We start from the raw sequence: 18,090 nt of genomic DNA, 5'->3' as shown, positions 1-18,090 counted from the left end.
GATGTCGTTCAAGAAGCTCCTGATCGCCAATCGCGGCGAGATCGCCATCCGCATCGCACGCGCGGCGGCCGATGCCGGCATTGCGACGGTCGCGATCCATCCTGCCGACGATGCGTTGTCGCTGCACGTGCGCGTTGCGGACGAGGCGATCGAGATCCCCGGCCGCGGCGCACGGGCCTATCTCGACGTCGACGCCGTGGTGATGGCGGCGAAGAGCGCGGCGTGCGATGCCGTGCATCCCGGCTACGGTTTCCTCAGCGAGAACGCGGCCTTCGCGAAAGCCTGCGCCGACGCCGGAATCACCTTCGTCGGGCCGAAACCCGCTGCGCTCGAGCTGTTCGGCGACAAGGTTGCGGCACGTCAGCTGGCGAAACGCTGCGGCGTGCCGATCATTGCCGGCACCAGCGGGCCGTCGAGCCTCGAGGAGATCACGGCATTCTTTACCTCGCTCGGCAGCAGCGCTGCGATCGTGATCAAGGCGATGGCGGGCGGTGGCGGCCGTGGCATGCGCGTGGTGGAGAACGCGTCCGATCTTTCGGAAGCCTATGCGCGCTGCCAATCCGAGGCCAAGGCGGCGTTCGGCTTCGAGGGCGTCTATGCCGAGCGGCTGATCCGGCAGGCGCGCCACATCGAGGTCCAGATCATCGGCGACCGCCATGGTGCGATCTCCCATCTCTGGGAACGCGAATGCACCATCCAGCGCCGGCACCAGAAGCTGATCGAGGTGGCGCCGAGCCCGTCATTGAGCGATGCCCTGCGCGGCCGCATCATTGAGGCGGCAAAGCAGCTGGCGGGTGCTGCGTCTTACGACAATCTCGGCACGTTCGAGTTTCTGGTCGACGGAACCGCCGAGGACAGCTTCGCCTTCATCGAGGCCAACCCGCGGCTCCAGGTCGAGCACACCGTCACGGAAGAGGTGCTCGGCGTCGATCTCGTCCGCGCCCAGCTCGTGGTCGCCGCAGGCAGCACATTAAGCTCGCTCGGTCTTGCGCAGGCATCGATCCCGAAGCCGCGCGGCCATGCCATGCAGCTTCGCGTCAACATGGAGACGCTGGACGTGTCAGGCGCCACGCATCCGACCGGTGGCGTCCTAGCCGTGTTCGAGCCGCCGTCGGGGCCCGGCGTCCGCGTCGATAGCTTTGGCTATGCCGGCTACAAGACCAGCGCCTCCTTCGACTCACTGCTGGCGAAGGTGATCGTGCACACGCGGAGCGAGGCTTGGCATGATGTGGTCGCGAAAGCCTCGCGCAGCTTGCGCGAGTTCCGGATCGACGGTGTCGTCACCAACATTGCTTTCCTTCAGGCGGTGCTCGCGCATCCCGATTTCAGGACCAACCGTATCGCGACTGATTTCATCGACCGCAACATCGCCAGGCTCGTGGAAGCATCGGATGGCGCCGCCAAGCCGCTTTACTTCGCCGCGTCCGAGTGCGGCGCCGGTCACGGCGCGGAGGTGCACGTCGCGCCAGCCGTACCCGAAGGCACGGTGATGGTCGCGGCGCCGCTGCAAGGAACCATCGTCACCATCCAGGTGACGGAGGGCGAGATCGTCCGCCCGGGCCAGCAGCTCGCCGTGATCGAGTCCATGAAGATGGAGCACCTCGTCATGGCCGAGCAGGGCGGCCGGGTGATGAAGCTCATCGCCGGCGACGGCGTCACGCTGATGCATGGCGAGCCGATCCTCTATCTCGAGCCGCTCGACGTCGCCGCCGACAGCACGACGGCGGAAGCCGATGTCGATCTCGACCATATCCGCCCCGATCTCGCCGAGCTGATTGCGCGCCAGGCGAACACGCTCGACGAGAACCGCCCCGCTGCAGTCGAGCGGCGGCGCAACACCAACCAGCGCACCGCGCGCGAGAACGTCGCCCAGCTCGTCGACGACGGCTCGTTCATGGAGTACGGCAGTCTCGCGATCGCGGCGCAGCGCCGCCGTCGCAAGCTCGACGATCTCATCAAGAACACGCCGGCCGACGGCCTCGTCATGGGCGTCGCCACGGTCAATGCCGAGAAGTTCGGGCCTGAAGGCGCGCGTTGCATCGTCGTCGCCTATGACTACACCGTGCTCGCGGGCACGCAGGGCCACATGAACCACAAGAAGATAGACCGCATGCTGACGCTGGCGGAAGACTGGCGCGTGCCGCTGGTGTTCTACGCCGAAGGCGGTGGCGGCCGGCCCGGCGATACCGACCGGCTCGGCATGACCGGCCTCGACGGCCCGTCCTTCGTGCAGTTCGCGCGGCTCTCGGGCCTCGTGCCTGTCGTCGGCGTCGTTTCCGGCTATTGCTTCGCCGGCAACGCCGCGATGCTCGGCTGCTGCGACGTCATCATCGCCACCAAGAACGCTTCGATCGGCATGGGCGGTCCTGCCATGATCGAGGGCGGTGGCCTCGGTGTCTATCATCCGGCCGAGGTCGGCCCCGTATCATTCCAGTCGCCGAACGGCGTCATCGACATCCTGGTCGAGGACGAGGAGGAAGCGACCCGCGTCGCGCAAAAGTATCTGTCCTATTTCCAGGGCGCAGTGACGGCGTGGGAGGCCGCCGACCAGCGCCTGCTCCGCCGCGCCATCCCCGAGAACCGCCTGCGTGTCTACGACATCCGCAGCGTGATCGACCTCGTCGCCGACAGGGATTCCGTTCTGGAGCTGCGCCGCGACTACGGCGTCGGCATGATCACGGCGCTGGTCCGAATCGAAGGCAAGCCGTTCGGCCTGATTGCCAACAATCCGCGCCATCTCGGCGGCGCCATCGATGCCGACGCCGGCGACAAGGCCGCGCGTTTCCTCCAGCTCTGCGACGCCTTCGATCTGCCTGTTGTCTCGCTGTGCGACACACCTGGCTTCATGGTCGGCCCGGAGGCGGAGAAGACCGCGATCGTGCGCCACGTCTCGCGCATGTTCGTGACCGGCGCCAGCCTCACCGTGCCGCTGTTCGGCATCGTGCTGCGCAAGGGCTACGGTCTCGGCGCGCAATCGATGATCGGCGGCGGCTTCCATGCCTCCTTCTTCACCGCGGCCTGGCCGACCGGCGAGTTCGGCGGCATGGGCCTGGAAGGCTACGTCCGCCTCGGCTTCCGCAAGGAGATGGAGGCGATCGCCGACCCCGAGCAACGCGAGACCTATTACCGCAACAAGGTCGCCGAGCTCTATGCCAACGGCAAAGCGGTCTCGATCGCCTCCGTGTTCGAGATCGACAACGTCATCGACCCGGCCGAGACGCGGCGCTGGATCATGGCGGGCTTGCGCACGGTGCCGAAGCCCGAGCCGAGGACGAAGAAGAAGCGGCCGTGCATCGACACGTGGTGAGGGCGGTGCAGCAACCCGGTGCTTGAGGCAAATCCATATCAACGCCGTCATGCCCGGGCTCGTCCCGGGCATCCACGTTCTTTCGCGCGCGCTGCACTACGTGGATGGCCGGGACGAAGCCCGGCCATGACGGCGCCGAGATATCGCGACCTACAACTGCGTCCCGGTTCCCGATTGACATCCCCGCCTGTGGTGCCAGACTTTGCACAATAATACAGGGTGGAGACGTCCGCGATGGCCAGCCTCTCGGCCTCGAACCATGTCGCCCGTGTCTTGTCCGTCGCCAATCATGTGGCCGACGTCGATGCCTCTTCGCGGATTGCCGATTCCTGGCGGCGCTCCCTGATCAGCCACAAACTCGATCCGGCCCGTCGGGGCCCGCCGCAGACGCTGACCGCAGCCGAGATCCGCCGCGTCGCCCAGCCCATGGAGGCGACGATCCGGCTGGCCACGTCCGAGCTCGAGGATCTCGCCCGTGTGCTGCGCGAGGCCGGCTATTGCGTCAATCTTGCTGATGCCAACGCGACCATGCTGTTCAGCCGCTTGCCGGGCGAGGCCGACACGGAGATCTTCCTGCGCTGGAAAGTCTATACCGGCTCGAATTTTTCCGAGGCCCATGAAGGCACCAACGGGCTTGGCACCTGCCTTGCGGAGCAAAAGCCGATCTTGGTTCATCGCGACGAGCATTTTCGCGAGCAATGGGGCATCTTCTCCTGTGCGGTCGCGCCGCTATTCGATCCCGTCGGCCGCATCGCGGGCGCCGTCAACATCACGTCTTGCCGGGATGATCTCAGCCGCGCCGCGCATCAGCTCGCGCTCGCGGTCACGATGCAGGCGACGCGCCGCATCGAGGGCGCGATCTTCCGCGACCATTTCCGCAATGCCTGGATCGCGACCGTGCCAGGCGACGGCGGTAGCGGCCTGCTCGCCTATGACGACGATCGCCGCGTCGTCGGCGCATGCCGATCCGCGCGTGCATTGCTGGGCCTCACCGACGGCCTGATCGCGTCCGGCATCGACCTGTCGCGCTACATCAAGTTCGATCATCACGCCGCGCGCGACGCAGAAGACATAGTCCAGCTGCGCCGCGCCGATGGCAGCCCATTGGGGCAGGGGCAGATCGCGCCGCCGCAGCGCGCGCGGCCGCTCACCAAGCGTCGCGATCCGCCCGTCGATCGCTTCGACGCCTTGCACCGGCTCGCCGGCGGCGATCCCGGCCTGATCGGAAGCGTGAAACGGCTGATGCGCATCGGCGACCACAATCTGCCGGTGCTGCTGCATGGCGAGACCGGCGTCGGCAAGGACGTGTTCGCGCGGGCTATTCACGGTGCGAGCAACCGCGCGCGCAACAATTATGTCGCGCTCAATTGCGCGGCGATGCCCGAGAGCCTGATCGACGCCGAGCTGTTCGGCTACGAGGCCGGCGCCTTCACCGGCGCGCGGCGCGAGGGCTCGAAGGGCCTGATCGTGCAGGCCGACGGCGGCACGCTGTTCCTCGACGAGATCGGCGACATGCCGATCGGCTTGCAGACGCGCCTGTTGCGCGTTCTGGAAAACCGCGAGGTCTGGCCGCTCGGCGCGCTCAAGCCTGTCGCGGTCGACATCCGCCTGATCAGCGCCACGCATCGCGATCTCGGCCGCATGGCGGAAGCGGGAGCCTTCCGCGCCGACCTCTATTTTCGCCTGCGCGGCATCGAAGTGCGCCTGCCCGCCTTGCGCGAGCGTGCCGACCGCGGAGACATCATCCGCCAGATCGCGCACGAGGAGGCGCCGAACTGCCGGCTCTCGGAAGAAGCCTGGTCGCAGCTCGCGGCCTACCCGTTTCCCGGCAACATGCGCCAGCTCCGCCACGTGCTGCGGCTCGCCGGCTGCACGGCGGAAGATGGCGTCATCACCGATGCAGATCTCGATCTGCCGCCGTTTGCTGGACGGACGGAGCCTGATCTCGAAGCAGCCGAGCGTGCGACGATTGTCGCGGCGCTACGTGAGCATGGTGGACGCGTGACGGAAGCCGCACGCGCATTGAAGCTCAGCCGCGCCACGCTGTATCGCAAGATCAAGCAGCTGAAGATCGAAACGGCACAGTAGCGCTCGATCCGCGTGCGGCAAGAAAGTTGAGAGGTCTCTGCCGCGAACGCAGATGTCGTAGGGTGGGCAAAGCGAAGAGTGCCCACCGCTCTTGTCGTGATGTTTGATCGGAGGTGGGCACGGCGCAAGTGCGCCTTTGCCCACCCTACAATGTCGGCGCAAGGCCTACGAAAAATCCGTCCAGCTCAGATGGCGTGAATCGAGGTCGCCGACTGTCACGATCTCGCGCATCTCTTGTGGCGTGTGAAAACTGCTGCGCAGGTACACCAGCGGCCGCGCCGTATCCGCATGCGACACGCTGCGGACCTCGCCGACGAAGATCGAATGCGTCGTCGTCTCGAACTCCTGCGCCAGCACGCAGTCGAACGCGGCCACCGCATCCGTCAGCACCGGCGCGCCGGTCACGCCACGCGTCCATTGCCCGAAGGCGAAGCGATCGTCGCCGTTGACGCCCTTCTGGCCGCTGAAGGTGAGGGCGAGCATCGCGTGATCCTCGTGCAGGAAGTTGATGGCGAAAGCACCTTCCTCGCGGATGCGCGCATGTGCGCTGGCGTTGCGGTTGACGCAGACGATCAGCGAGGGCGGCTTGTCAGACAACGAGCAGGCCGAGGTCACTGTCAACCCGGTGCGCTTGCCGTGTTCGGCACCGACCGTTACCAGCGCCACGGCGCCGGCGCATTGACGCATCGCCTGCTTGAAGTCCTTCGCGTCCACCGTCACGCGGAAATCTCCCAGAATTGAAGCGGGTGCGACACGATCGCGCCGCACCCGCTGAGCGTCAAGCCGCCTTCTTCGCGGAGCCGAGATGCGCAAGGCGCGGCATCACCTCGTTCTTCAGCAGCGAGAGCGAGTGGTGCCAGGCCTCGGCCTTGTGCTTGTAGTCGAAGCCGAACACGAGCAGCACGCCGAAGCCGCCGACCTCGTCGTAGATCTTCTCGATCTTCTCGGCGACCGTCGCGGGCGAGCCGACGATCCAGTTCCGCTTGGCGCAATATTCGACCGTGACGTCGCTGTCTGGCACATCGGGCGCGTGCTTCAGATAATCCTTGAAGCCGAAATGCCCGAGCAGCGGCAGGAAGTACTCGCTCATCATCCGGCCCATCATGTCGCCGGTCGAGAGCTTCCAGGCCTCCTCGTCGGTGTCGGCGACGAATACCTCGCGCACCAGGCGCCAGTCCTGGCGGTTCGGCTTGCGACCGGTCTTGGCCGCCCCGATCTCGACCGAGTCCCAGTGGCTGGAAACATAGGCCGGGTTGAGGTTGAGGCTCATCGGGATGAAGCCGCGCTCGCCAGCGAGCTTGAGCGTGTCCGAGTTCTTGGAAAGGCCCGCAACGCCGATCGGCGGATGCGGCGCCTGCAGCGGCTTGATATGAGGCTTGAGGAAGTCGAACATCGTGTCCGGCTTGGTCACCGTCCAGTACTTCCCCTTGTGGGTGAAGGGCGCCGGCTCGGTCCACAGCTTCAGGATGATCTCCAGCGCCTCGCGCGTCATGTCGCGGTTCTGCCCGCTCATGCCGTCGACGTTGAACATCGCCCAGTCGCTCGGCAGCCCGCTCGCCGCCACGCCGAAATTGAGCCGGCCCTCGGAGAGATGATCGAGCATGGCGACGCGGTTGGCGAGCTCGGCCGGGTGATGATAGGGCAGCAGGAAGCCGCCCGGCCCGATGCGCAAGCGCTTGGTCTGCATCAAGGCCTGCGCGATCAGGAGGTCCGGCGTGGGATTGGGTTCCCAGGGCGCGGTGTGGTGCTCGCCGACCCAGGCCTCCTGATAGCCGAGCTCGTCGAGCCAGCGCATGACCTGCAGATCCCAGTCGTTCCCTTCCTTGAGGCCGCACTCCGGCGGATGCGAAGGCATCGTGAAATAGCCGATCTCCATGGATTTCCTCATCTGATGTTGACGCGTCTTGTCGCGCGTTGACGGAGTTGGGTGATGAACCTTGTCGAGTGATGAACCTTGAGCAAGCGGTGTGCCAGCGCGGCGGAGCCTCAAAATGAAGAGAAAGGGCTGGTTTGCCCGCGCAATAGCCGGTATCTCGACGGAAGCCTGCTGGACATCGTCTCATGTGTCGCGAGACGGCGTCTTGACCATGAGACGAGGACGAGACCTGAAAATGACCGAACCCGCCTATGTCGCGGTGGACTGGGGCACCAGCAGCTTCCGGCTCTGGCTGGTCGACCGCGCCGGTCAGGTGCTGGCCGAGCGCCGCAGCGGTGAGGGCATGCTGGCGGCGGCGAAGACCGGCTTTCCCGCCGTGCTGCAAGCGCATCTGGCCGCGGTCGAAGCGCCCGCGCATCTACCGGTTCTGGTCTGCGGCATGGCCGGCGCCAAGACCGGCTGGGTCGAGGCCGGCTACGTCGACACGCCGGCAAAGCTCTCAGCCGTCCTGAAACAGGCAGTGCGCGTGCCGGGCGAGGCGCGCGACATTCGCATCCTGCCGGGCATCGCCCAGCGCGATGCCAAGGTGCCGGACGTCATGCGCGGCGAGGAGACGCAATTGCTCGGCGCGCTCGGCCTCGATGCCGCGGGCGAGGCGCTGGTCTGCATGCCCGGCACGCATTCGAAATGGGTGCGGGTGAAAGACGGCACGGTCGAGCGCTTCTCCACCTTCATGACCGGCGAGCTGTTCAGCGCCGTCTCGCGCGAGACGATCCTGTCGCTCGCGGTCGCCGGCGCTGATGACGCCGAAGATATCGCGAGCTTCAAGGCAGCCGTGAAGGCCGCATTCGATGCTCCGGCCTTCGCCGCCAACTTGCTGTTCACTGCACGGTCGCGACAGCTTCTGTTCGGCGGCACGCCGGCCGCGGCGCGCGAGACGCTGTCGGGCACGTTGATCGGTGTGGAGCTCGCGGCAGGGCTCTCCGGCACGGTGCCGCAAGCGGGCGTCCAGCTGATTGCCGCAGGGCGGCTTGCGGTGCTGTATCGGCTGGCATTCGAGGCGCTCTCGGTAACCGCAAAGCCGGTCGATGCGGATGAAGCCGTCCGCCGCGGCCTGTCGATGGCGGCAGCCGCGATCTGGACGAAGTAGAAGGACTGCGAGAGATGAGCGTTCCCTTTCCGCCGATGCAGCGGCCGCTGGTCGCGATCCTGCGCGGCATCAAGCCTGAGGAGACCGAAGCGATCGTCGGCGTCTTGGTCGAGGCCGGCATGACCGCGATCGAGATCCCCCTGAATTCACCCGATCCGTTCCGCTCGATCGCGCTTGCCGTGAAGCTCGCGCCATCAGACGTGTTGATCGGCGCCGGCACGGTGCTGACGACGGCAGATGTCGATCGTCTCAACGATGTCGGCGGCAGGCTGATGGTCTCGCCCAATGTCGACACCGAAGTGCTGGCGCGCGCGCATCAGCATCGCATGGTGACCATGCCCGGCGTGTTCTCGCCGACCGAGGCGCTGCTGGCGGCGCGCTCGAGAGCCTCGAGCCTCAAATTCTTTCCGGCGAGCGTGCTCGGCGCTGCCGGTATCGCCGCGATCCGCGCCGTGTTGCCGGCAGGCGTGATGATCGCCGCCGTCGGCGGCGTCTCCGATCAGAATTTTGCCGAGTACATCAAGGGCGGGGTGACCGCATTCGGGCTCGGCTCCAGCCTCTACAAGCCAGGCATGACAGCAGCAGATGTCGCAGCCCGCGCAGAGGTGACAATTGCTGCATACGATCGGGCAATTGAGAAAGATTGAGCCGGCAATAAACTAGCCGTAATCCTGACATGGTCTATTCTGCCATATGGTGGCGCGATGCCGACATGCGCGCATCGTGGTACGCGATTGGCTGAATCAGGAGACCGACATGGCGATCAACAACGTGGCCGATCTGTTCGTGGCAACGCTCGAACAGGCCGGGGTCAAGCGCATCTACGGCATCGTCGGCGACAGCCTGAACGCGCTCACCGAGGCGCTGCGCCGCCGCGGCACGATCGAATGGATTCATGTCCGGCACGAGGAGGTCGCGGCCTTCGCGGCGGCCGGCGAAGCCGAGATGACCGGGAGCCTCGCGGTCTGCGCGGGCTCCTGCGGCCCCGGCAATCTGCATCTGATCAACGGCCTGTTCGACGCGCATCGAAGCCGCGTTCCCGTGCTGGCGATCGCGGCGCAGATCCCGACCGCCGAGATCGGCGGCGGCTATTTCCAGGAGACGCATCCGCAAAATCTGTTTCGCGAATGCAGCCATTATTGCGAGCTGGTGTCGGACCCGAGCCAGCTGCCTTACGTGCTGGAGAACGCGATTCGCGCGGCGGTGGGCTTGCGCGGCGTCGCCGTCGTCGCCATGCCCGGCGATGTTGCGTTCCGGAGTCCTCCGAAGCGCGCGTTGTCGACGACGCGCGGCCTTGCACTGGCTCCGCCGAAGGTCGTGCCGCAGCCGGACGAGCTGAAGGCGCTCGCCGATCTTCTCAACGGCGCCGAACGCATCACGCTGTTCTGCGGCCGCGGCTGCGCCGGCGCGCATGCGCCTTTGATGCAACTCGCTGAAGCGCTGAAGAGCCCGATGGTGCACGCGCTCGGCGGCAAGGAGCATGTCGAATACGACAACCCCTATGACGTCGGCATGACCGGCTTCATCGGCTTCTCCTCGGGCTACGCCGCGATGCACGGCTGCGACGCGCTGGTGATGCTCGGCACCGACTTCCCCTACAAGCAGTTCTTCCCTGATGATGCCAAGATCGCGCAGATCGACATCCGCCCGGAAAATCTGGGGCGGCGCTGCAGGATCGATCTCGGCCTCGTCGGCGACGTCAAGCTCACCATCGAGGCGCTGCTGCCGCTGCTCAAGACGAAGACGCAGCGCAAGCATCTCGACGACTCCGTCGCGCATTACAAGAGAGCCCGCGAAGGCCTCGATTCGCTAGCCAAGGGCACGCCCGGAGCCAAGCCGATCCATCCGCAATATCTCGCCAAGGTCATCAGCGACCACGCCTCCGACGATGCCGTCTTCACTGCCGATGTCGGCACCCCGACGGTGTGGGCGGCGCGCTATCTCGACATGAACGGCCGCCGCCGGCTGATCGGCTCCTTCGTGCACGGCTCGATGGCCAATGCCATGCCGCAGGCGATCGGGGCGCAGGCTGCGCAGCCCGGGCGCCAGGTGATCTCGCTCTCCGGCGACGGCGGCTTCACCATGCTGATGGGCGACCTGATCACGCTAACGCAAGAGAAGCTGCCGGTGAAGGTGGTCGTCTTCAACAACGGCGTGCTCGGCTTCGTCGCGCTGGAGATGAAGGCGGCTGGCTTCGTCGACACCAATGTCGACCTGGAGAACCCGGATTTCGCCGCGATGGCGCGCGCGATGGGCATCTTTGCCAAGCGCGTCGAGGATCCCGGCGAGCTTCCGGGCGCGATTAAAGAGATGCTGGCGCACAATGGGCCGGCGCTGCTCGACGTCGTCACCGCCAAGCAGGAGCTGTCGATGCCGCCGACCATCACGGCCGAGCAGATCAAGGGCTTCAGCCTCTGGGTGCTCCGCGCGGTGATGAACGGCCGCGGCGACGAGGTGCTGGACCTCGCGAAGACGAATCTTTTGCCGCGGTGATATCAGCCGGCGCGGTGGTTCACCTCTCCTCGTCGAGGAGAGGTGAAAGTCTGCCAGTGCAGCACGATGCCGATCAGCAGCGCCGGCAGAAAGCCGAGCGCGATCAGGAAATGCGGCAGCTGCTTTGGCGAGATGAGGGCGATGGCGATATCGGAGATCAGCCACAGCGCTGCGAACATCACCGCAAAATCCGTTCGCGGGCAGCGCAGGTAATAGAACACGGCGGTGATGACGATGGCCGGGCCAATCGCGATGCCGATCATGACCGCGGTCAGCTCCTTCGGCGTCAGCGTGTCGAGCACCATCGATGCCAGCAGCCAGAGTGCGGCGAACATGGCAACGATGTCGAGCGGATGCCGCAATCCAATTCCTCTGGCGAAAAGGCGCGCTATCGTTGGGGCCGGAGCTGCGGCCGTCAAGTCAAAATGGGCTTATTCCTCGTCACTTCCAGGCGTCGGGCGCAGCATGAAGTGACCGAAAGCGGTGGCGATCGGCTTCAAAGCATCGTCCTGCCAGGCCCGCGCCTCGAAGGCGACGATACGTCGGCCCTGCTTCACGATCGAGACGTCGGCAAACGTGTCGAGCGCGCGTCCGGAGCGCAAGTAGTTGACGGTGAGGCCGATCGGCTTGGGCGGTGCGGCAGCGCCGAGCTCCCGCGCCACCCCGATGATGGCGGTGGTTTCGAGGAACGCGCCCGTCATGCCGCCGTGAATCGCGGGCAGGATCGGATTGCCGATGATCTGCGGCGAGAACGGCATCGTCAGCGTGCCGTCATCGTTGACGCGGATGCCGAGCGCGCGCGCGAACGGGCTGCGCGCAAAGGGACCGTCCGGATCCGCCGGCGCCTCCAGCGTCGGGATGCTGCGTGCATCCATCCGGCGGTCGGCGAGCATGTTGGTGCGGTTGGCGCCGATCATGAAGCAGGCGGTTGCAGTCGCGACCGGATCTTCTTCGGACTCCTGGTAGGCGGTGGAGCGCACGAAGGCGATCGAGCGCGTGGTGCGGTAGCACACCGAATGCGCCTTGATGTCGAGGCCGGGCGTCGCCGGCTTCTGATAGTCGATGCGCAGATCGAGAGTCGCGATCGCGCGGGTGCCGTCGAGCGCAAGTTGCACCGCCATGCCGCAGCTCTCGTCCAGCATCGCGGTGACGACGCCGCCATGCAGCACGCCGGTCTCGGTGTCGCCGACGAAGACCGGTCGATAGGGCAGGCTGGACCACGCCTCGCCAGGTGCGAAGCGGTCGAGCTGGAGCCCGCTGATATGGCCGTAATCGGAGCGGCGGCCCTTGATGGCCTCGGCGAGTTCCTCGAAGGCAAGCGTGGTCGGCGTGGTGCTCATGGGGACCTTCTAGACCAGTGTCGGCCCTCGCGCAAAACCCCGAATGAGCCCCGCACCGGGCGGTTAGGTCTCGACAGGGCGCGCCGAAGCGCCGATGGTGGGCGCTTCGTTCGTCGATGAACTGCAAGGAGCGCCCATGGCCGACCCCGAAACGCCCTCGACCGCCCAGGGGCCCGTCACCATTTCCACCTCCAGCGCCGAGCGGGCGCCGATCATCTATTTCGACGGCGCATCCTGCTTCGGCCACCACAACGGCGCGATCCAGATCGAGCTTGCCGCAAACCTGTTGATGCCGGTCGGCGCCGCCGTCAGGGTCGACGTGGTCCAGACCGCGCACTTACGTTGCAGTGTCGCCGCGGCGCTGGCGTTGCGCGAAGCCCTCGACAAGGCGCTCGCAATGTATCAGCAAGGTCAGAAGCAGCCGGTGGCGGAGGAGATACCGGCGGTGAAGAACTGAGATCGCACGCCCGATGATTTTGATTGACTCGGTCTGACGGCGAAACGCGATCACCTTCCCGCATTGACCTGTTATCTCACGCCTTCGTCACATGCACCTTCGCGGTCTTGCCGCCGTTCCACTTGCCGTCGAGCGCGCGCTCGATCTGGGCGGCGAGCTGCAGCAACAGACCGTCATTGGCCTGCTTGGCGATCGCCTGGATGCCGAGTGGCAGGCCGTGGTCTTGCGCTGCCATCGGCAGCGAGATCGCCGGCATGCCGCAGAGATTGGCGAGCGGCGTGAAGGCGAAGAAGCGCCACAGATTGTCGAACCAGTCGCGCACATCAGGGTTGTCGGAGATGGTGAGATATTCCCTGGTGCCGACCTTCGGCGTCGGCAGCGCCGTGATCGGCGTCAGGATCACGTCCCATTGCTCGAAGAAGCTGCCGAAGCCGCGCGAGGTCGTGTTGAACACGGCCTGCATCTTCGCCCGCTCGGCAAAGCTGGTGTGGCGCCCGGCTTCCCAGATGCGGATGTTCATGGGCTCGATCAGATCCTCCGGCGGCTTTTCCAGTCCGCGCGCAGCGAGCATGTTGGAGATCACCACCGCGAAGTTCGAGATGTAGCAGGTGGTCTGCGCCTCGAAGGCGGCGGGAAGGTCGATCTCCGGCAGTGCATAGTCGACGTGATGGCCGAGGCCTTCGAGGAAGCGTCCGGCCTTCTCCAGCTCGGCAGCGAGCTCGGGCGTCGCGGTGTAATTGCCCCATGTGTGCGACAGCGCGATGCGAAGCTTGCCGGGATCGCGCTTGATCATCTCGGTGTAAGGCTGCGCCGTGGTCCAGAACGGCATGAACTCGCCGGGCGCAGGCCCGCGCGCATGATCGACGAAGGCGGCGGTGTCGCGCACCGAGCGCGACTGGCAGCCCTGGATCGAGACGAGGCCGGTCAGGTCCGACATGTGCGGCGCCAGCGAGAACACGCCGCGCGACACCTTCAGGCCGATATTGCCGTTGACGCCGGCGGGAATGCGGATCGAGCCGCCGCCGTCGGTTGCATGCGCGATCGGCACCACGCCTGCGGCGACCATCGCGGCGCTGCCCGCCGACGAGCCGCAGGTGGTGTAGTCGGTATTCCAGGGATTACGCGTGACGTAGACGGCAGGATTATCGGCCGACGAGCACACGCCGAATTCCGGCGTCGTGGTGCGTCCGATCAGGTTGAGCCCGGCCTGCCGGAATTTACCGGTCAGGAACGTGTCGGCGCCGGCGCGATTGCCGCGCATCAAGAGCGAGCCCATCTCCTGCAGCCGACCCTTCATGGTCGGCCCGAGGTCCTTCATCAGGAACGGCAGGCCGGCGAACGGACCTGCCAGATTGGCGCCGTCCTTGGCGGGGTCGGCGATCACGTCCTCGAACAGCTCGACCACGCCGGACAGCACCGGATTGACCTTGGCAACGCCCGCGGCGGCCTGCCGCGCCAGCTCCTTCGCCGTCAGCTCGCCCTTGCGGACGCGCCCCGCCAGCGCGACGCCATCGTGCTGCGTCCATTCATTCCAGCTCATCGGCAAAGTCATGAAGTCAAATCCCCTCAAGATCGCGGCGTCACCTTTTTCGCAACGGCCCGCGTGAATCAACCGAGGCGCCACGAGGGGCAGGGTTGCGCCCGGCGGAGAGGTCGGGCTGTCGGCTATCAATCCGACAGTCGTGCGATCGCTGCAACCGGGCCGCCGCCGGCCGGCCCCTGATGCTCGGCGCCGCCGGACACGTAGACCGCGCCAGTGCCGGCAAGGCCCGCGATCAGGCCGCCGACCGCTGCGCGGGCGTGGCGTGTCGAGCTGATGTCGGTGTCTTCAAGCATGGTGTGGCGGAAGCCGCGCACGGCGCCATCAGGCGAGGCCTCCGCCTTGGCGAAGATGTTGACGAGCGTGCGGCCCGCGGTGGTTTGCGGCCCAGCGCCAAGCCCGACGCTGTTCAACGCCAATAGCACCGCCGAGGCGTCGATGGCATCCTCCATCACGGCATGCCCGATCACACACGCGCTTACCGATGACGCCGAATTGCCGAGCACGATGACGACGTTATGCATCAGCTCGATCCCCGACGAGGTCGAGGCCACCTTGGAGAAGAGATCATAGCGCCGCAGCACGTCCTCATCGCCGAGGTCGGAGCCGATCTCGCCGAGCGCGACCGCAACGCCAAGCGCGGACGCGCCGCGCGAATAGGCCATCGAGCTGTAAGCGCTTGTCGTTGCCGTTGTGTTGCCGCGGGCGTTTGCCGCCGCAACGCGCTCGCTGGTCAGCAGCGGGCACTTGATCTGCACGAAATGAACGTCCGTGGGATCGTTGATGCCGGCATCGGCCATGGCGGCTTGCACGGCCTTCGCTGTCTCGGCGATTTGCGCGGCGCGGCCGAGCTCCTCAGGCAAGAAGTCCCGCGTGTGCGCCATGCCGATGCTGAGGCGCTTGCTGGACAGACCTGCCGGGCGCTCGGCCTCGCTCCGTGTGAACACCGTAAGATGCGGACTGAGCACGCCCTCGGTGCCGCCGGACATCACGAATGCGATACGCTGCTCGACCGCCTCCGCCGACAGGCCGAGCTTGGGCGCCAGCGCCATGCAGAGCGCGGCCACCGCGTACTCCCGGGTAAAATCGTTGACGCCGCCATTGCCTTCCGTCTTACCGAGAATGGCGAGAATCGAGTTGGGATCGATCGCGCCTGAAACGATCAAGTCCATCAGGCCGGAGACGTCGCCGGGTCCCGTGGTGGCGATCCTGAAGACGCCGACCGATGTGGTACGCATGATTGGTCCTCGTGCGGAGAGTTCATTGGCCCGGCGGGAGCAAGCAGGCGCGGAACGCGGGGCCGATGTCAAGTCGCCGCGCCCCCACGAATGTGGCGAGATCGCATCGGTCGGGCAAAAAATCCTCTGTCGACGGTTGCGTACCGCACCTTGATGAATCAACCTTGGTTGGTCCATAAGCGGCGTCCCGCGGCCGGTGGTTCGCCCCTGCGCCCGCGTGCTTGGATTAGAGGGAATCTCGCGTGGCCAACATCAACCAGAAAATTGCGCAGGAGCTTGGGGTTCGCGCCGAGCAGGTCGAGGCGGCGGTAACGCTGCTCGACGGCGGCGCCACGGTTCCCTTCATCGCCCGCTACCGCAAGGAAGCGACCGGTGCGCTCGACGACGCGCAATTGCGCACTCTGGAGGAGCGCCTGGTTTACCTGCGCGAACTCGAGGATCGCCGCAAGGCGATTCTCGAATCGGTCCGCGAGCAGGGCAAGCTCGATGCGGCGCTCGAGGCCTCGATCATGGCCGCTGACAGCAAGGCCCGCCTGGAGGACATCTATCTGCCGTTCAAGCCGAAGCGCCGCACCAAGGCGGAGATCGCCAAGGAAGCCGGCCTCGAGCCGCTCGCCAATCAGCTTATGGCTGAACCCGGCAATGATCCGAAGGTCGTGGCGGAAGGCTTCATCAACGCCGAGAAGGGCGTCGCTGACGCCGCTGCCGCGCTCGACGGCGCCCGCGCCATCCTGGTCGAGCGCTTCGACGAGGACGCCGATCTGATCGGCGCCCTGCGCGAAGAGATGTGGACCAATGCGCGCATGGCCTCCAAGGTGCGCGACGGCAAGAAGACCGAGGGCGAGAAGTTCGCCGACTATTTCGATTTCTCCGAGCCGCTGACAAAACTGCCCTCGCACCGCATCCTCGCGATGTTCCGCGGCGAGAAAGAAGAAATTCTCGACCTGCAAATTCAGCCCGAGGCCGAGGCGCCGCCGCCGGGCGTGCCGAGCGCCTATGAATTGAAGATCATGAAGCGGTTCGGCATCGCCGACCTGAAGCGCCCCGGCGACCGCTGGCTGATCGACACCGTGCGCTGGGCCTGGCGCACCAAGATCCAGGTGCATCTCAATATCGATCTGCGCATGCGGCTGTGGAACTCGGCCGAGACCGAGGCCGTGCGCGTGTTCGCCTCGAACCTGCGCGACCTCCTGCTCGCCGCGCCCGCCGGCACCCGCGTCACCATGGGGCTCGATCCCGGCTACCGCACCGGCGTGAAGGTTGCCGTCGTCGATGCCACCGGCAAGGTGGTCGACACCACCGCGATCTATCCGCACGAGCCGCAGCGGCAATGGAACGAGTCGCTGGCGACCCTCGGCCGGCTCGCGATCAAGCACCGCGTCGAGCTGATCGCGATCGGCAACGGCACCGCCTCGCGCGAGACCGACAAGCTCGCCACGGAGCTGGTCAAGGGTCTGCCCGAGCTGAAGATGAACAAGATCGTGGTGTCGGAAGCTGGTGCGTCGGTCTATTCGGCTTCGGCCTTCGCCTCGGAGGAGCTGCCCGGCCTCGACGTCACCCTGCGCGGCGCGGTCTCGATCGCGCGGCGCCTGCAGGACCCGCTTGCCGAGCTCGTCAAGATCGAGCCGAAGGCGATCGGCGTCGGCCAGTATCAGCACGACCTCGGTCAGGCCAAGCTCGCCAAATCGCTCGACGCCGTGGTCGAGGATTGCGTGAACGCGGTCGGCGTCGACGTCAACACCGCCTCCGCGCCGCTGCTGGCGCGCGTCTCGGGCGTCGGCTCCGGCCTCGCCCAGAGCATCGTGGCGCATCGCGATGCCAACGGCCCGTTCAAGTCGCGCAAGGCGCTCAAGGACGTGCCGCGGCTCGGGCCGAAGGCGTTCGAGCAGTGCGCGGGCTTCTTGCGCATCCTCGGCGGCGAGGATCCGCTCGATGCCTCCGGCGTCCATCCCGAAGCCTATCCCGTGGTGCGCCGGATTCTCGAAGCGACCAAGAGCGACATCAAGGCGCTGATCGGCAACAGCGACGTCGTGCGCACGCTGAAGCCGAAGGATTTCGTCGACGAGACCTTCGGTCTGCCGACCGTCACCGACATCCTGCGCGAGCTCGAAAAGCCGGGCCGCGACCCGCGTCCGGCGTTCAAGGCGGCAGTGTTCAAGGAGGGCGTCGAGGAGATCAAGGATCTCAAGAAGGGCATGATCCTCGAGGGGACCGTGACCAACGTCGCCGCCTTCGGCGCCTTCGTCGACATCGGCGTGCACCAGGATGGTCTCGTGCACATCTCGGCGATGTCCAAGACCTACATCAAGGACCCGCGCGAGGTGGTGAAGCCCGGCGACATCGTCAAGGTGAAGGTGCTGGACTTCGAGGTCGCCCGCAAGCGCATCTCGCTCACGCTGCGCCTCGACGACGAGGTCGGGCCTAAGAAGGACGCGCCGGGCATGCAGCGCGACAACAATCAGCGCAACGCAAGCCGCATGACGTCGGCGGCGCCGCGCAAGCAGGAATCTTCGGGCGGCGGCGCACTCGCCGAGGCGCTGCGCCGCGCGGCGGAGAAGAACGGCGGCAAGCGGGCGTGACCTCTTAACCTCTCCCCGCTCT

At 66.2% G+C, this 18,090-nt stretch carries 13 protein-coding genes; 7 read left to right on the top strand and 6 right to left on the bottom strand.

Features of this window, described 5'->3' with window-relative positions; translation table 11 throughout:
• The first annotated feature begins 1 nt into the window (after position 1).
• Together ABIA40_RS25615 and ABIA40_RS25610 are read left to right on the top strand one after the other, a co-directional pair.
• The gene (locus ABIA40_RS25615; RefSeq protein WP_271541378.1) at positions 2–3,307 is read left to right on the top strand and encodes a carboxyl transferase domain-containing protein; all 3,306 of its coding nucleotides are present in this window, start codon (positions 2–4) and stop codon (positions 3,305–3,307) included.
• A 234-nt stretch (positions 3,308–3,541) separates the two neighbouring features.
• Positions 3,542–5,395: a sigma-54-dependent Fis family transcriptional regulator gene (locus tag ABIA40_RS25610; protein WP_404543811.1), complete on the top strand. Its 1,854-nt coding sequence runs from the start codon at positions 3,542–3,544 to the stop codon at positions 5,393–5,395.
• Between the two features lie 165 nt (positions 5,396–5,560).
• On the opposite strand, the gene ABIA40_RS25605 is transcribed toward ABIA40_RS25610, so the two are convergent.
• Both ABIA40_RS25605 and ABIA40_RS25600 read right to left on the bottom strand, forming a co-directional pair.
• Positions 5,561–6,115, bottom strand: coding sequence for a flavin reductase family protein (locus ABIA40_RS25605; protein ID WP_271541382.1), 555 nt, complete (start codon positions 6,113–6,115; stop codon positions 5,561–5,563).
• A 58-nt stretch (positions 6,116–6,173) separates the two neighbouring features.
• Positions 6,174–7,271, bottom strand: coding sequence for an LLM class flavin-dependent oxidoreductase (locus ABIA40_RS25600; protein WP_128264029.1), 1,098 nt, complete (start codon positions 7,269–7,271; stop codon positions 6,174–6,176).
• Between the two features lie 235 nt (positions 7,272–7,506).
• Between ABIA40_RS25600 and ABIA40_RS25595 the strand changes: the two genes are divergently transcribed.
• The 3 genes from ABIA40_RS25595 (at position 7,507) to poxB (ending at position 10,914) form a co-directional block, all read left to right on the top strand.
• Entirely contained in the window at positions 7,507–8,421 is a 915-nt protein-coding gene (locus tag ABIA40_RS25595) for a 2-dehydro-3-deoxygalactonokinase (protein ID WP_404543808.1), read from the top strand.
• Positions 8,422–8,435: 14 nt separating this feature from the next.
• Positions 8,436–9,068 carry a 2-dehydro-3-deoxy-6-phosphogalactonate aldolase gene (locus ABIA40_RS25590; RefSeq protein WP_271541388.1) on the top strand — a complete coding sequence of 211 codons (633 nt, stop codon included), beginning with the start codon at positions 8,436–8,438 and terminating at the stop codon, positions 9,066–9,068.
• Positions 9,069–9,177: 109 nt separating this feature from the next.
• Positions 9,178–10,914, top strand: a complete 1,737-nt coding sequence (gene poxB, locus ABIA40_RS25585) for a ubiquinone-dependent pyruvate dehydrogenase (protein WP_404543805.1) — start codon at positions 9,178–9,180, stop codon at positions 10,912–10,914.
• A 2-nt stretch (positions 10,915–10,916) separates the two neighbouring features.
• On the opposite strand, the gene ABIA40_RS25580 is transcribed toward poxB, so the two are convergent.
• Together ABIA40_RS25580 and ABIA40_RS25575 are read right to left on the bottom strand one after the other, a co-directional pair.
• A complete protein-coding gene (locus ABIA40_RS25580; RefSeq protein ID WP_198399827.1) occupies positions 10,917–11,276 on the bottom strand; it encodes a hypothetical protein in 360 nt (119 codons plus the stop codon).
• 69 nt (positions 11,277–11,345) lie between these two features.
• A complete protein-coding gene (locus tag ABIA40_RS25575; RefSeq protein ID WP_404543803.1) occupies positions 11,346–12,254 on the bottom strand; it encodes a PaaI family thioesterase in 909 nt (302 codons plus the stop codon).
• Positions 12,255–12,390: 136 nt separating this feature from the next.
• Here ABIA40_RS25575 and ABIA40_RS25570 point away from each other — a divergent pair, with 136 nt between their 5' ends.
• Positions 12,391–12,711 (top strand): hypothetical protein, encoded by a 321-nt coding sequence (locus ABIA40_RS25570; protein WP_025032108.1) that lies wholly within the window; start codon positions 12,391–12,393, stop codon positions 12,709–12,711.
• Positions 12,712–12,787: 76 nt separating this feature from the next.
• Here ABIA40_RS25570 and ABIA40_RS25565 read toward each other — a convergent pair whose 3' ends face one another.
• Together ABIA40_RS25565 and ABIA40_RS25560 are read right to left on the bottom strand one after the other, a co-directional pair.
• On the bottom strand, positions 12,788–14,263 hold the full coding sequence (locus ABIA40_RS25565) for an amidase (protein WP_404543801.1): 1,476 nt from the start codon (positions 14,261–14,263) through the stop codon (positions 12,788–12,790).
• A gap of 116 nt (positions 14,264–14,379) precedes the next feature.
• A complete protein-coding gene (locus tag ABIA40_RS25560; RefSeq protein ID WP_404543799.1) occupies positions 14,380–15,489 on the bottom strand; it encodes a ring-opening amidohydrolase in 1,110 nt (369 codons plus the stop codon).
• Positions 15,490–15,731: 242 nt separating this feature from the next.
• Between ABIA40_RS25560 and ABIA40_RS25555 the strand changes: the two genes are divergently transcribed.
• Positions 15,732–18,068, top strand: a complete 2,337-nt coding sequence (locus ABIA40_RS25555) for a Tex family protein (protein ID WP_271541399.1) — start codon at positions 15,732–15,734, stop codon at positions 18,066–18,068.
• Positions 18,069–18,090 lie beyond the last annotated feature (22 nt).

Source organism: Bradyrhizobium sp. USDA 223, assembly GCF_044909005.1.
Lineage (GTDB): Bacteria > Pseudomonadota > Alphaproteobacteria > Rhizobiales > Xanthobacteraceae > Bradyrhizobium > Bradyrhizobium yuanmingense.
Note: the sequence above shows the minus strand (reverse complement) of the source record. Positions and strands in the feature narration are given on the sequence as shown.